The 13,470-nt window shown below is 66.6% G+C and carries 13 protein-coding genes and 1 tRNA gene; all 14 read left to right on the top strand.

What is annotated here, in order from left to right; translation table 11 throughout:
* Positions 1-128 precede the first annotated feature (128 nt).
* The 14 genes from pnp to nuoI all read left to right on the top strand — a co-directional run bounded on the left by pnp (position 129) and on the right by nuoI (position 13,446).
* On the top strand, positions 129-2,483 hold the full coding sequence (gene pnp / locus DFR41_RS19575) for a polyribonucleotide nucleotidyltransferase (RefSeq protein ID WP_017756936.1): 2,355 nt from the start codon (positions 129-131) through the stop codon (positions 2,481-2,483).
* Positions 2,484-2,563: 80 nt separating this feature from the next.
* The gene (locus DFR41_RS19580) at positions 2,564-3,553 is read left to right on the top strand and encodes an NAD(P)H-quinone oxidoreductase (RefSeq protein ID WP_114803971.1); all 990 of its coding nucleotides are present in this window, start codon (positions 2,564-2,566) and stop codon (positions 3,551-3,553) included.
* 28 nt (positions 3,554-3,581) lie between these two features.
* Positions 3,582-4,334: a triose-phosphate isomerase gene (gene tpiA, locus DFR41_RS19585; protein ID WP_114803972.1), complete on the top strand. Its 753-nt coding sequence runs from the start codon at positions 3,582-3,584 to the stop codon at positions 4,332-4,334.
* 32 nt (positions 4,335-4,366) lie between these two features.
* Positions 4,367-4,735, top strand: a complete 369-nt coding sequence (gene secG, locus DFR41_RS19590) for a preprotein translocase subunit SecG (RefSeq protein WP_017756933.1) — start codon at positions 4,367-4,369, stop codon at positions 4,733-4,735.
* A gap of 134 nt (positions 4,736-4,869) precedes the next feature.
* Positions 4,870-4,954: transfer RNA gene (locus DFR41_RS19595), tRNA-Leu, on the top strand.
* A 75-nt stretch (positions 4,955-5,029) separates the two neighbouring features.
* Positions 5,030-5,389, top strand: coding sequence for an NADH-quinone oxidoreductase subunit A (locus tag DFR41_RS19600; RefSeq protein WP_017756932.1), 360 nt, complete (start codon positions 5,030-5,032; stop codon positions 5,387-5,389).
* Positions 5,390-5,419: 30 nt separating this feature from the next.
* Complete coding sequence (locus DFR41_RS19605) at positions 5,420-5,902, top strand: NuoB/complex I 20 kDa subunit family protein (RefSeq protein ID WP_017756931.1); 483 nt, start codon at positions 5,420-5,422, stop codon at positions 5,900-5,902.
* Positions 5,903-5,915: 13 nt separating this feature from the next.
* Positions 5,916-6,524, top strand: a complete 609-nt coding sequence (locus tag DFR41_RS19610; protein WP_114803973.1) for an NADH-quinone oxidoreductase subunit C — start codon at positions 5,916-5,918, stop codon at positions 6,522-6,524.
* Between the two features lie 15 nt (positions 6,525-6,539).
* On the top strand, positions 6,540-7,793 hold the full coding sequence (locus tag DFR41_RS19615; protein WP_017756929.1) for an NADH-quinone oxidoreductase subunit D: 1,254 nt from the start codon (positions 6,540-6,542) through the stop codon (positions 7,791-7,793).
* Positions 7,790-8,335 carry an NADH-quinone oxidoreductase subunit NuoE family protein gene (locus DFR41_RS19620; protein ID WP_114803974.1) on the top strand — a complete coding sequence of 182 codons (546 nt, stop codon included), beginning with the start codon at positions 7,790-7,792 and terminating at the stop codon, positions 8,333-8,335. Before DFR41_RS19615 ends, DFR41_RS19620 begins: the two co-directional genes overlap by 4 nt.
* A complete protein-coding gene (gene nuoF, locus DFR41_RS19625) occupies positions 8,335-9,675 on the top strand; it encodes an NADH-quinone oxidoreductase subunit NuoF (RefSeq protein ID WP_017756927.1) in 1,341 nt (446 codons plus the stop codon). Before DFR41_RS19620 ends, nuoF begins: the two co-directional genes overlap by 1 nt.
* A gap of 19 nt (positions 9,676-9,694) precedes the next feature.
* A complete protein-coding gene (gene nuoG / locus DFR41_RS19630) occupies positions 9,695-11,851 on the top strand; it encodes an NADH-quinone oxidoreductase subunit NuoG (RefSeq protein ID WP_114803975.1) in 2,157 nt (718 codons plus the stop codon).
* Positions 11,848-12,924 carry an NADH-quinone oxidoreductase subunit NuoH gene (gene nuoH, locus DFR41_RS19635; RefSeq protein ID WP_114803976.1) on the top strand — a complete coding sequence of 359 codons (1,077 nt, stop codon included), beginning with the start codon at positions 11,848-11,850 and terminating at the stop codon, positions 12,922-12,924. The genes nuoG and nuoH overlap by 4 nt, the downstream gene beginning before the upstream one ends.
* Positions 12,925-12,936: 12 nt before the next feature.
* Positions 12,937-13,446 (top strand): NADH-quinone oxidoreductase subunit NuoI, encoded by a 510-nt coding sequence (nuoI, locus tag DFR41_RS19640; protein WP_017756924.1) that lies wholly within the window; start codon positions 12,937-12,939, stop codon positions 13,444-13,446.
* The last annotated feature ends 24 nt before the right edge of the window (positions 13,447-13,470 follow it).

The raw sequence follows: 13,470 nt of genomic DNA on the forward strand, positions 1-13,470 counted from the left end.
GAAGCTGTGTCATTCCAACAGGCCCCTTGCGCAAGGGCCCCGCTGGAATGGCATCGTGTTCCGCACCTGCACTCCGCCACCCGCGGGCCGGCCTCGACGCCGGCACCGCACCACCCAAGGAGCAGAGCATGAGCCTCTTCAACAAAGTCACCAAGTCCTTCCAGTGGGGCGACAAGACCGTCGTCATGGAAACCGGCGAGATCGCCCGCCAGGCCACCGGCGCCGTGCTGGTGGACATCGACGGCACCGTGGTGCTGGCCACCGTCGTCGCCTCCAAGTCGGCCAAGCCCGGCCAGGACTTCTTCCCGCTGACCGTCGACTACATCGAGAAGACCTACGCCGCCGGCAAGATCCCCGGCAGCTTCTTCAAGCGCGAAGCCAAGCCCAGCGAACTCGAGACGCTGACCAGCCGCCTGATCGACCGCCCGATCCGGCCGCTGTTCCCCGAAGGCTTCCTGAACGAAGTGCACGTGGTCATCCACACGCTGTCGCTCAACCCTGAAGTCGACGCCGACATCGCCGCCATGATCGCCGTGAGCGCCGCCCTGTCGGTCTCGGGCATTCCGTTCAGCGGCCCCATCGGCGCCGCGCGCGTGGGCTACATCAACGGCCAGTATGTGCTGAACCCGGGCAAGACCGCCCGTGCCGACTCGCAGATGGATCTGGTGGTCGCCGGTACCGAAGCCGCCGTGCTGATGGTCGAATCCGAAGCGCTGCAACTGTCCGAAGAGATCATGCTGGGCGCCGTGGTCTTCGGCCACGAGCAGGGCAAGATCGCCATCGAGGCCATCCACCAGCTGACCCGCGAAGCCGGCAAGCCGCTGTGGACCGAGAACGGCACCTGGGCGCCCGAAGCCAAGGACGAGGCCTTCGAATCCAAGATCAAGGGCCTGGCCGAAGAGAAGCTGCGTGCCGTCTACCAGATCCGCAGCAAGCAGGCCCGCACGCAGGCCCTGCGTGAAGCCAATGCCAGCGTCTTCGAGGCACTGAAGGCCGAAGGCGCCGAGTTCGACGCCGGCAAGGTCAGCGACCTGCTGTTCGCCATCGAGGCCAACATCGTGCGCAGCCAGATCCTGCAGGGCGAGCCCCGCATCGACGGCCGCGACACGCGGACCGTGCGCCCCATCGAGATCCGCAACAGCGTGCTGCCGCGCACCCACGGCTCGGCCCTGTTCACCCGCGGCGAGACGCAGGCGCTGGTCGTGACCACCCTGGGCACCGAGCGCGACGCGCAGCGCATCGACGCGCTGGCCGGCGAGTTCGAGGACCGCTTCCTGTTCCACTACAACATGCCTCCCTTCGCCACCGGCGAAGTGGGCCGCATGGGCTCCACCAAGCGCCGCGAAGTGGGCCATGGCCGTCTGGCCAAGCGCGCCCTGGTGGCCGTGCTGCCGCAGAAGGACGAGTTCCCCTACACCATCCGCGTGGTCAGCGAGATCACCGAATCCAACGGCTCCTCGTCGATGGCCTCGGTGTGCGGCGGCTGCCTGTCGATGATGGACGCCGGCGTGCCGCTGAAGGCGCACGTGGCCGGCATCGCCATGGGCCTGATCAAGGACGGCAACAAGTTCGCCGTGCTGACCGACATCCTGGGCGATGAAGATCATCTGGGCGACATGGACTTCAAGGTGGCCGGCACGACCAACGGCATCACCGCCCTGCAGATGGACATCAAGATCCAGGGCATCACCAAGGAAATCATGCAGGTCGCCCTGGCCCAGGCCAAGGAAGCGCGCATGCACATCCTGGGCAAGATGCAGGACGCCATGGGCGAGGCCAAGGCCGAGATCTCGTCCTTCGCGCCCAAGCTCTACACGATGAAGATCAACCCCGAGAAGATCCGCGACGTGATCGGCAAGGGCGGCGCCACCATCCGCGCGCTGACCGAAGAGACCGGCTGCCAGATCAACATCGAGGAAGACGGCACCATCACCATCGCGGCGACCGACGCCGCCAAGGCCGACGTGGCCAAGCAGCGCATCGAGCAGATCACGGCGGAAGTCGAGATCGGCAAGATCTACGAAGGCCCGGTCACCAAGATCCTGGACTTCGGCGCGCTGATCAACCTGCTGCCCGGCAAGGACGGCTTGCTGCACATCAGCCAGATCGCCCATGAGCGTGTCGAGAAGGTCACCGACTACCTGAGCGAAGGCCAGATCGTGAAGGTCAAGGTGCTCGAGACCGACGACAAGGGCCGCGTGAAGCTGTCGATGAAGGCCCTGGCCGAGCGTCCGGCCGGCATGCCCGAGTTCGGCGATCGCCCGCCGCGCGAAGACCGTGGCGATCGTCGCGAGCGTGGTGATCGCGGCGACCGTGGTGATCGCCGTGACCGTCCGCCGCGCGAAGAGCGCCAACCGCGCGCGGAGCCCGGCAACAGCCAGGAGCCCACGGCTGACGCGGCGGCCGCAGCGGCGGCACAACAGCAGCAGGCCGCACCGCAGGGTGCCCAAGGCGGCGCCCAGGGGCCCGAGCAGCAAGGCTGATCGGCCTTGACCCGAGGCCGGCAGACCACCTCGCGTGGCCTGCCGGCTTTCGTCCATCACTGCCCTGAACAGGAGATCGCATGAAAGCCGTCGAGATCAGCAGCCATGGCGCCCCCGAGGTGCTGCGCCTGTGCACGCGCGACGATCCGCAGCCGGGCGCCGGCGAACTGCTGATCCGCGTCGCGGCCAGCGGTGTGAACCGGCCCGATGTGCTGCAGCGCATGGGCCAATACCCGGTGCCGCCGGGTGCGTCGGACCTGCCGGGCCTGGAAGTCGCCGGCGAGATCGTCGGCGGCAATGCGGCCGAACTGGCGCAGGCCGGCTTCAAGCTGGGCGACCGCGTATGTGCGCTGGTCGCTGGCGGCGGCTATGCGCAGCTGTGCGTCGCGCCCATCGGCCAGTGCCTGTCCGTGCCTGACGGCTGGTCGGACGTCGAGGCGGCAGCGCTGCCGGAGACCTTCTTCACCGTCTGGAGCAACGTCTTCGACCGCGGCCGACTGCAGCAGGGCGAGACCTTCCTGGTGCAGGGTGGCACGAGCGGCATCGGCGTGACGGCCATTCAGCTGGCCAAGGCATTCGGCGCGACCGTGATCGCCACGGCGGGCAGTGCCGACAAGTGCAAGGCCTGCCTGTCCCTGGGTGCCGATCATGCGATCAACTACCGCGAGCAGGACTTCGCCGAAGAGGTCAAACGCATCACCGGCGGCCGTGGCGTGGACGTGATCCTCGATATGGTCGCTGGCGACTACGTGGCGCGCGAAGTGGGCTGCCTGGCTGAGGACGGCCGGCTGGTGATCATCGCCGTGCAGGGCGGCATCGAGAGCGGCTTCAACGCCGGGCTGGTGCTGCGCCGTCGGCTGACGATCACGGGATCCACGCTGCGCCCGCGTCCGGTCGCCTTCAAGGCGGCCATCGCGCGCAGCCTGCGCGAGAAGGTGTGGCCGCTGCTGGCCACGCGCAAAGGCGTGCAGCCGGTGATCCATTCCACATTCGAGGCCGCGGATGCGGCCAAGGCCCATGCGCTCATGCAGTCCAATCAGCATATCGGCAAGATCGTGCTGACCTGGTGAGGGCTGGGCGGCTTATCCATCGAGAACCATGAGCAAGAAAAAACAACTCATCGCTGGCAATTGGAAGATGAATGGCGGCCTGGCCGCCAACGAGGCGCTGATTGGTGCGCTTCGTCAGGGAGTGGGCCAGCCGGTCTGTGATGTCGCGGTGTGCGTGCCCGCGCCCTATCTGGCGCAGGTGCAGGTGCTGACGCAGGGCTCGCCCATCGCGCTCGGCGCGCAGGACGTGTCGGCACATGCGCAGGGCGCCTTCACGGGCGAGCAGTCCGTGTCCATGCTGAAGGACTTCGGCGTGGGCTATGCCATCGTCGGCCATTCCGAGCGCCGCCAGTACCACGGCGAGACCGACGAGGTGGTGGCCGCCAAGGCGGGTGCCGCCCTGGCCGGCGGCATCACACCCATCGTCTGCGTCGGCGAGACGCTGGCCGAGCGCGAAGCCGGCAAGACGGAAGAGGTGGTGCGCCGCCAATTGGCCGCCGTGATCCACACCAACGGACACTGCATCAGCGAGATCGTCGTCGCGTACGAGCCCGTGTGGGCCATCGGTACGGGCAAGACCGCGACGCCGGAGGAGGCGCAGGCTGTGCACGCCGTGCTGCGCGCGCAACTGCAGCATGCGGCCGGCGATGCTGCCGCACGGGTCCGCATCCTCTACGGCGGCAGCATGAACGCCGCCAATGCCGCATCGCTGCTGGCGCAGCCGGACATCGACGGCGGCCTCATCGGCGGTGCCTCGCTCAAGGCGCCCGACTTCCTCCAGATCATCGCGGCCGCGCGCTGACGCGATCGCCCCCTTCAAGGAGTTCTCCACACATGACCATCGTCCACAACATCCTCATCGCCGTGCAGATCCTGGCCGCCATCGCCATGGTGGGCCTGATCCTCCTGCAGCACGGCAAAGGCGCCGACATGGGCGCCGCGTTCGGCAGCGGCAGTGCCGGCAGCCTGTTCGGTGCCAGCGGCAGTGCCAACTTCCTGTCGCGCACCACTGCCGTGCTGGCCGCCCTGTTCTTTGCCTGCACGCTGCTGCTGGCCTATTTCGGTACGCCGCGGGCGGCCGGCGGCGACAGCTTGCTCGAGCGGGCGCCCATCACGGCGCCGGCTTCCCAGATCCCGGCCGGCAATGCCGTGCCCGCACCTGCTGCGCCCGCTTCGGACGCGGCCCAGATCCCGGCCAAGTGACACAGGCATGCCCCGGGCATCACTTTGTGATGCAGTCCTGTCCAAACCGGGGCATTTCAGGGTAAACTCCAAGGCTGCCCCGGAAAGCCAATAACCTTCTTGGTTCCTCATGCCATCCGGGGCAAGCGTAAACCGCCGTCGTGGTGAAATTGGTAGACACGCTATCTTGAGGGGGTAGTGGCGAAAGCTGTGCGAGTTCGAGTCTCGCCGACGGCACCAATCTGCACCGGCTGATGCGCCAACCTGCAACGGGTCTGGCCATCGGTCGGTGGCAAGCGGTGATAGAGCCCCCCGATGAACCTCGCGACCTACCTTCCCGTTCTGTTGTTCATTCTGGTGGGGGTGGCGGTAGGCATACTCCCGCAAGTTCTGGGTTTCGTTCTGGGCCCGAACCGGCCCGACGCGGCCAAGAATTCCCCTTACGAGTGCGGCTTCGAGGCGTTCGAGAACGCCCGCATGCAGTTCGACGTCCGCTACTACCTCGTCGCCATTCTCTTCATCCTCTTCGACCTGGAAATCGCCTTCCTCTTCCCGTGGGCCGTCGCCTTCAAGGAGGTGGGTCCGCTGGGCTTCTGGGCGGCGGTGGTGTTCCTGGCCATCCTCGTCGTGGGCTTCGCCTACGAGTGGAAAAAAGGCGCCCTGGACTGGGAATGAGGCGAAGCAACCCGAGAGGAAAAGCTGGCCATGGCCATTGAAGGTGTGTTCAAGGAAGGCTTCATCACCACGTCCTACGACGCGGTGGTGAACTGGGCAAAGACGGGCTCGCTGTGGCCCATGACCTTCGGCCTCGCCTGCTGCGCGGTCGAGATGATGCACGCGGCCGCGGCCCGCTACGACATCGGCCGCTTCGGCGCCGAAGTGTTCCGGGCCAGTCCGCGCCAGTCCGATCTGATGATCGTGGCCGGCACGCTGTGCAACAAGATGGCGCCGGCCCTGCGCAAGGTGTACGACCAGATGGCCGAGCCCCGCTGGGTGCTGTCCATGGGTTCCTGCGCCAACGGCGGCGGCTACTACCACTACAGCTATTCGGTGGTGCGCGGCTGCGACCGCATCGTGCCGGTCGACGTCTACGTGCCCGGCTGCCCGCCGACGGCCGAGGCGCTGATCTACGGGATCATCCAGCTGCAGCAGAAGGTGCGCCGCACCAACACCATCGCGCGTGCCTGAGCGCGCCCCTCCCATGACATCGATTGCCATTGATCCGCAGGTCCTGAAGGACCAGCTTGCACTCGCCCTGGGCGACAAGGTGCGCGAGGTCAGCCTCGCGTTGGGCGAGGTGACGATCATCGTCAGCGCCGCCAATTACCTGGACGTGATGAAGACGCTGCGCGACACCGCCGGCATGCAGTTCGAGCAGCTCATCGACCTGTGCGGGATGGACTATTCCGCCTGGCGCGACGAGGTGTGGGAAGGCCCGCGCTTCGCCGTGGTGGCGCATCTGCTGTCGGTGAGCCTCAACCAGCGTGTGCGCGTGCGCGTCTTCTGCCCCGACGACGACCTGCCGGTGATCGCCTCTGTCAACGAGCTGTGGGCCGCGGCCAACTGGTTCGAGCGCGAGGCCTTCGACCTGTACGGCATCGTCTTCGACGGCCACCCGGACCTGCGCCGCATCCTGACCGACTACGGCTTCATCGGCCACCCGTTCCGCAAGGACTTCCCACTGTCGGGCCATGTCGAGATGCGCTACGACGAGCAGATGCAGCGCGTGGTCTACCAGCCGGTGACCATCGAGCCGCGCGAGATCACGCCCCGCGTGATCCGCGAAGAGCACTACGGCGGCCTGCACTGAACCCCCGACCGACCCATGGCTGAAATCAAGAACTACACGCTCAACTTCGGGCCGCAGCACCCGGCCGCGCACGGTGTGCTGCGCCTGGTGCTGGAGCTCGACGGCGAAGTGGTGCAACGCGCCGACCCGCACATCGGCCTGCTGCACCGCGCCACCGAGAAGCTGGCCGAGCACAAGACCTTCATCCAGTCGCTGCCCTACATGGACCGTCTCGACTACGTGTCCATGATGTGCAACGAGCACGCCTACTGCCTGGCCATCGAGAAGCTGCTCGGCCTGGAAGTGCCGATCCGTGCCCAGTACATCCGCGTGATGTTCTCGGAGATCACCCGCATGCTCAACCACCTGATGTGGCTGGGCTCGCACGGCAACGACTGCGGCAGTTCCACGATCCTGATCTACGCTTTCCGCGAGCGCGAAGACCTGTTCGACGCCTACGAGGCCGTCTCTGGCGCGCGCATGCATGCCGCGTACTTCCGTCCGGGCGGCGTGTACCGCGACCTGCCCGACAGCATGCCGCAGTACAAGCACAGCAAGATCAAGAACGCCAAGGCCCTCGCTCGCATGAACGAGAACCGCCAGGGTTCGCTGCTGGACTTCCTCGAAGACTTCACGAAGCGCTTCGACACTTACCTGGCCGAGTACCACACGCTGCTGACCGACAACCGCATCTGGAAGCAGCGGACCGTGGGCATCGGCGTCATGGACGCCGACCGCGCGCTCAACCTGGGCCTCACCGGCCCGATGCTGCGCGGCTCGGGCATCGCCTGGGACCTGCGCAAGACGCAGCCCTACGACGTCTACGACCAGCTCGACTTCGACATCCCGGTGGGCAAGACCGGCGATTGCTACGACCGCTACCTCGTGCGCATGGAGGAGCTCAACCAGTCGAACCGCATCATTGCCCAGTGCGTGAAGTGGCTCAAGGCCAACCCCGGCCCGGTCATCACGGACAACCACAAGGTGGCGGCTCCCAAGCGCGAGGCCATGAAGGCCAGCATGGAAGAGCTGATCCATCACTTCAAGCTCTTCACCGAGGGCTTCCGCGTGCCCGAGGGCGAGGCCTATGCCGCCGTCGAGCATCCCAAGGGCGAGTTCGGCATCTACCTCGTCAGCGACGGTGCCAACAAGCCTTACCGCCTGAAGATCCGGCCGCCGGGCTTCGTGCACCTGGCCGCGCTCGACGAGATGGCGCGCGGCCACATGCTGGCCGACACCGTGGCCATCATCGGCACGCTGGACATCGTCTTCGGAGAGATCGATCGATGAGCGACTCCCTCAACAATCCTCCCATCGCACCCGCGGCCCTGCCGCAGGATGTGCTCGACCGCTTCGCCCGCGAAGTCGCCAAGTACCCCGACAGCGACGCCGGCCGCCAGTCGGCCGTGATGGCCTGCCTGTCCATCGTGCAGCAGGTTTACGGCTGGGTGAGCGACGAGAACGAGGCTGCCGTGGCCGCCTACCTGGGCATGCCCCAGATCGCGGCGCGCGAAGTGACCACGTTCTACAACATGTACAACCAGCAGCCGGTGGGCAGGTTCAAGCTGAACGTCTGCACCAACCTGCCGTGCCAGCTGCGCGACGGCTACAAGGCCCTGCACCACCTCGAAGCCAAGCTGGGCATCAAGATGGGCGAGACCACCGCCGACGGCATGTTCACGCTGCAGCAGAGCGAGTGCCTGGGCGCCTGTGCCGATTCCCCGGTGATGCTGGTGAACGACCGCACCATGTGCAGCTTCATGAGCAACGAGAAGCTCGACCAACTGGTCGACGGCCTGCGCGCCGCCGAGCCGCAAGGGGAGAAGCGCTGATGACCCCCGATCAAGTCCTCTCGCAGTTCCGCGCCACCGGCGTGCAGACCTGCTTCCATGGCCGCCACATCGAGCCGCAGATCTATGCCGGCCTGGACGGCACCAACTGGAGCCTTGCCGACTATGAAGCACGCGGCGGCTACCAGGCGCTGCGCAAGATCCTCACCGAGGGCCTGACGCAGGACCAGGTGATCGCCGAGGTCAAGACCTCCGGCCTGCGCGGCCGCGGCGGCGCGGGCTTTCCGACGGGCCTGAAGTGGAGCTTCATGCCCCGCCAGTTCCCGGGCCAGAAGTACCTGGTCTGCAACTCGGACGAAGGCGAGCCCGGCACCTGCAAGGACCGCGACATCCTCATGTTCAACCCGCACATCGTCATCGAAGGCATGGCGATCGCGGCGTATGCCATGGGCATCAGCGTGGGCTACAACTACATCCACGGCGAGATCTTCGAGGTGTACGAACGCTTCGAGGCCGCCCTGGAAGAGGCGCGTGCCGCCGGCTACCTGGGCGGCAACATCATGGGCAGTAACTTCAGCTTCCAGCTGCATGCGCACCATGGCTTCGGCGCCTACATCTGCGGCGAAGAAACCGCGCTGCTCGAATCGCTGGAAGGCAAGAAGGGCCAGCCGCGCTTCAAGCCGCCGTTTCCGGCCAGCTTCGGCCTGTACGGCAAGCCGACCACGATCAACAACACCGAGACCTTCGCGGCGGTGCCCTGGATCATCCGCAACGGCGGCCAGGCCTACCTCGAGTGCGGCAAGCCCAACAACGGCGGCACCAAGATCTACTCGGTCTCGGGCGACGTCGAGCTGCCCGGCAACTACGAAGTGCCGATGGGCACGCCCTTCTCCAAGCTGCTGGAGCTGGCGGGCGGCGTGCGCAAGGGCCGCAAGCTCAAGGCCGTGATCCCCGGCGGCTCGTCCGCGCCGGTGCTGCCGGCCGACATCATGATGTCCTGCACGATGGACTATGACTCCATCGCCAAGGCCGGCTCCATGCTCGGCTCGGGTGCCGTCATCGTGATGGACGACAGCCGCTGCATGGTCGAGTCGCTCAAGCGCCTGTCTTACTTCTACATGCACGAGTCCTGCGGCCAGTGCACGCCCTGCCGCGAAGGCACGGGCTGGCTGTGGCGCGTGGTCGACCGCATCCACCATGGCGAAGGCCGCGCCTCCGACATGGACCTGCTGAATTCCGTGGCCGACAACATCCAGGGGCGCACGATCTGCGCGCTGGGCGATGCCGCGGCCATGCCCGTGCGTGCCATGCTGAAGCACTTCCGTCACGAGTTCGAGGCCATGGTGCCCGGCTACGTGCCGAAGACGCCGGCCCAGGCCTGAGCGGGAGCGAGAACCTCACATGATCGAAATCGAACTCGACGGCAAGAAGGTCGAAGTGGCCGAAGGCAGCATGGTCATGCATGCGGCCGACAAGGCCGGGACCTACATCCCGCATTTCTGCTACCACAAGAAGCTCTCCATCGCCGCCAACTGCCGCATGTGCCTGGTGGACGTGGAGAAGGCGCCCAAGCCGATGCCGGCCTGCGCCACGCCCGTCACGCAGGGCATGATCGTGCGCACCCAGTCCGACAAGGCCGTCAAGGCCCAGAAGTCGGTCATGGAGTTCCTGCTGATCAACCATCCGCTGGACTGCCCCATCTGCGACCAGGGCGGCGAATGCCAGCTGCAGGATCTGGCGGTCGGCTACGGCGGCGGCGCCTCGCGCTACCAGGAAGAAAAGCGCGTGGTGTTCCACAAGGATGTGGGCCCGCTGATCTCCATGGAGGAGATGAGCCGCTGCATCCACTGCACCCGCTGCGTGCGCTTCGGCCAGGAAGTGGCCGGCATCATGGAACTGGGCATGGTGAACCGGGGCGAGCACTCCGAGATCACCACCGTGGTCGGCGACACCGTCGACTCCGAGCTGTCGGGCAACATGATCGACATCTGCCCGGTCGGCGCGCTCACGAGCAAGCCCTTCCGCTACAGCGCCCGTACCTGGGAACTGTCGCGCCGCAAGTCGGTGAGCCCGCACGATTCCACCGGCGCCAACCTGATCGTCCAGGTCAAGAACAACCGCGTGATGCGCGTTCTGCCGCTGGAGAACGAGGACGTCAACGAGTGCTGGATCGCCGACCGCGACCGCTTCTCCTATGAAGCACTCGGCAGCGAAGAGCGCCTGACGCAGCCCATGCTCAAGCAGGGCGGTCAATGGCAGGCCGTGGACTGGCAGACGGCCCTCGAGTACGTCGCCAACGGCCTCAAGCAGATCAAGGCCGACCACGGCGCCGCCGCCATCGGCGCGCTGGTGAGCCCGCACAGCACCGTGGAAGAGCTGGCCCTGGCCGGCGCCCTGGTGCGCGGCCTCGGCAGCGAGAACATCGACCACCGCCTGCGCCATGCCGACTTCGGTAATGTCGCTGGTGGCATTCGCTGGCTGGGCACCTCCATCGCCTCGCTGTCCAACCTGCAGCGCGTGCTGGTGGTGGGCAGCAACCTGCGCAAGGACCATCCGCTGTTCGCGCAGCGCATCCGCCAGTCGGTGCGCAAGGGCGGCAAGCTGTTCGCCATCGCATCGGCCGAGCAACTGGCGGCCGACGCCTCGTGGGCTATGCCGCTGGCCGGCTTCCATCAGGTCGACGCGGCCGGCTGGTACGGCGCGCTGGCCCAGATCGCCGCTGCCGTGGCGGCCGAGAAGGGCATCGCCGCGCCCGCACAGGCGGATGTGACCGATGCCGCGCGCGGTGTGGCGCAGGCTCTGGTGGGCGGCGAGCGCAAGGCCATCCTGCTGGGCAACGGCGCCGCGCACCATGCCGAGGCTTCGCGCCTGTTGGCGCTGGCCCAGTGGATCGGCACCCAGACCGGCGCCAGCGTCGGCTACCTGACGGAAGCAGCCAACACCGTCGGCGCCCAGTGGGTCAATGCCCAGCCCGGCGCCAACGGCTTGAACGCCGGCCAGATGCTGTCAGGCGGCCTCAAGGCGGCGCTGCTGCTCAACACCGAGCCGGTGTCCGATTCGGCCGCCGGTGCGCGTGCCGCGGACGCACTGGGTCAGGCGCAGATGGTGGTCACGCTGAGCCCCTTCAAGGCCAACCTGGAATTCAGCGACGTGCTGCTGCCCATCGCGCCCTTCAGCGAGACGCCGGGTACCTTCGTCAATGCCGAAGGCCGCATCCAGAGCTTCCATGCCGTGGTGCGCCCCCTGGGCGAGGCACGTCCCGCGTGGAAGGTGCTGCGCGTGCTGGGCAACCTGCTGGGCCTGTCGGGCTTCGACTTCGAGTCGACGCAGGACGTGATGGCCAAGGTGCGTGGTTCGTCCGCTGCCGACTTCGTCGCCGCGGAGCGTCTGGGCAATGACGCCCCGGTCGTCGACCTGGCTTCTGCCTCGGCCGCCGGCCAGGCCGCGCCGGTCGCCGCCGCCATCTACCAACTGGACTCGCTGGTGCGTCGTGCACCGTCGCTGCAACTGACGACCGACGGCCGCCGCGCCGCGACGGCACAGGAGGTGTCGGCATGATCGACGCGCTGTACAACGCCGGCTACGGACTCATCGGCGCCCACTGGTGGACGGCCGGCGGCTGGCCTGTCATCTGGGCGCTGCTCAAGATCATCGCCGTGCTGCTGCCGGTGCTGGGCGCCGTGGCCTACGCCACGCTGTGGGAGCGCAAGTTCCTCGGCTGGATCCAGGTGCGCCACGGACCCAACCGGGTCGGTCCCTTCGGCCTGCTGCAGCCGATCGCCGATGCGGTCAAGCTGCTGACCAAGGAGCTGATCAACCCGACGGCGGCGAGCTCCGGCCTGTTCCGCCTCGGCCCGGTCATGGCCATCATGCCGGCCCTCGCGGCCTGGGTGGCCATTCCCTTCGGCCCCGACGCGGTCATCGCCAATGTCAACGCCGGCCTGCTGCTGATCATGGCCATCACCTCCATCGAGGTGTACGGCGTGATCATCGCCGGCTGGGCCTCGAACTCGAAGTACGCCTTCCTGGGCGCACTGCGCGCCTCGGCCCAGATGGTGAGCTATGAAATCGCGATGGGCTTCTGCTTCGTCGTGGTGATCATGGTCTCGGGCAGCCTGAGCCTGGGCGACATCGTCGCCGTGCAGGGCAAGGGCACCTTCGCCGACATGGGCCTGTCCTTCCTGTCCTGGAACTGGCTGCCGCTGCTGCCTATCTTCATCGTCTACCTGATCTCGGGCGTGGCCGAAACCAACCGCCACCCCTTCGACGTGGTGGAAGGCGAGGCCGAGATCGTGGCCGGCCACATGGTCGAGTACTCGGGCATGGGCTTCGCGATCTTCTTCCTGGCCGAATACGCCAGCATGTGGCTCGTGTCGATCCTGGCCGTGCTCATGTTCCTGGGCGGCTGGCTGCCCCCGGTGGGCATCCTGGCCTTCATCCCCGGCTGGATCTGGCTGGGCCTGAAGACCTTCTTCGTGCTGTCGCTGTTCATCTGGATCCGCGGCACCTTCCCGCGCTTCCGCTACGACCAGATCATGCGCCTGGGCTGGAAGATTTTCATCCCCGTCACGCTGGTCTGGCTGCTGATCGTCGGCGGCTGGATGCAGACGCCCTGGAACATCTGGAAATAAGGTGGACCACGAATGACTGCCGTCGCTGCTTCTCCTTTTTCGATCAAGGACTTCTTCAAGAGCTTCATGCTCGTGGAACTGTTCAAGGGCATGGCCCTGACGGGGCGCTATGCGCTGCGCCGCAAGGTGACCGTCCAGTTCCCGGAAGAAAAGACCCCGCTGTCGCCGCGCTTCCGCGGCCTGCATGCGCTGCGCCGTTATGAGAACGGCGAAGAGCGCTGCATCGCCTGCAAGCTCTGCGAGGCCGTGTGCCCTGCCGTGGCCATCACCATCGAGTCCGCCGTGCGCGACGATGGCACGCGCCGGACCACCCGCTACGACATCGACCTGACCAAGTGCATCTTCTGCGGCTTCTGCGAAGAGAGTTGCCCGGTCGACTCAATCGTCGAGACGCACATCCTGGAGTACCACGGCGAGAAGCGCGGTGACCTGTACTTCACCAAGGACATGCTCCTGGCAGTGGGCGACCGCTACGAGCAAGAGATCGCGGCCAACAAGGCGGCTGACGCCAAGTACCGCTGAACCGGCGAAGCGAAAAGAAAAACC

Origin of the sequence: Pseudacidovorax intermedius (assembly GCF_003350475.1) — a bacterium.
Classification (GTDB): domain Bacteria; phylum Pseudomonadota; class Gammaproteobacteria; order Burkholderiales; family Burkholderiaceae_C; genus Xenophilus; species Xenophilus intermedius.

Bases quoted from the DNA above. Each gene is read 5' to 3' on its own strand.
- pnp (WP_017756936.1), top strand. From the start codon at position 129: ATGAGCCTCTTCAACAAAGTCACCAAGTCCTTCCAGTGGGGCGACAAG.
- DFR41_RS19580 (WP_114803971.1), top strand. From the start codon at position 2,564: ATGAAAGCCGTCGAGATCAGCAGCCATGGCGCCCCCGAGGTGCTGCGC.
- tpiA (WP_114803972.1), top strand. From the start codon at position 3,582: ATGAGCAAGAAAAAACAACTCATCGCTGGCAATTGGAAGATGAATGGC.
- secG (WP_017756933.1), top strand. From the start codon at position 4,367: ATGACCATCGTCCACAACATCCTCATCGCCGTGCAGATCCTGGCCGCC.
- DFR41_RS19600 (WP_017756932.1), top strand. From the start codon at position 5,030: ATGAACCTCGCGACCTACCTTCCCGTTCTGTTGTTCATTCTGGTGGGG.
- DFR41_RS19605 (WP_017756931.1), top strand. From the start codon at position 5,420: ATGGCCATTGAAGGTGTGTTCAAGGAAGGCTTCATCACCACGTCCTAC.
- DFR41_RS19610 (WP_114803973.1), top strand. From the start codon at position 5,916: ATGACATCGATTGCCATTGATCCGCAGGTCCTGAAGGACCAGCTTGCA.
- DFR41_RS19615 (WP_017756929.1), top strand. From the start codon at position 6,540: ATGGCTGAAATCAAGAACTACACGCTCAACTTCGGGCCGCAGCACCCG.
- DFR41_RS19620 (WP_114803974.1), top strand. From the start codon at position 7,790: ATGAGCGACTCCCTCAACAATCCTCCCATCGCACCCGCGGCCCTGCCG.
- nuoF (WP_017756927.1), top strand. From the start codon at position 8,335: ATGACCCCCGATCAAGTCCTCTCGCAGTTCCGCGCCACCGGCGTGCAG.
- nuoG (WP_114803975.1), top strand. From the start codon at position 9,695: ATGATCGAAATCGAACTCGACGGCAAGAAGGTCGAAGTGGCCGAAGGC.
- nuoH (WP_114803976.1), top strand. From the start codon at position 11,848: ATGATCGACGCGCTGTACAACGCCGGCTACGGACTCATCGGCGCCCAC.
- nuoI (WP_017756924.1), top strand. From the start codon at position 12,937: ATGACTGCCGTCGCTGCTTCTCCTTTTTCGATCAAGGACTTCTTCAAG.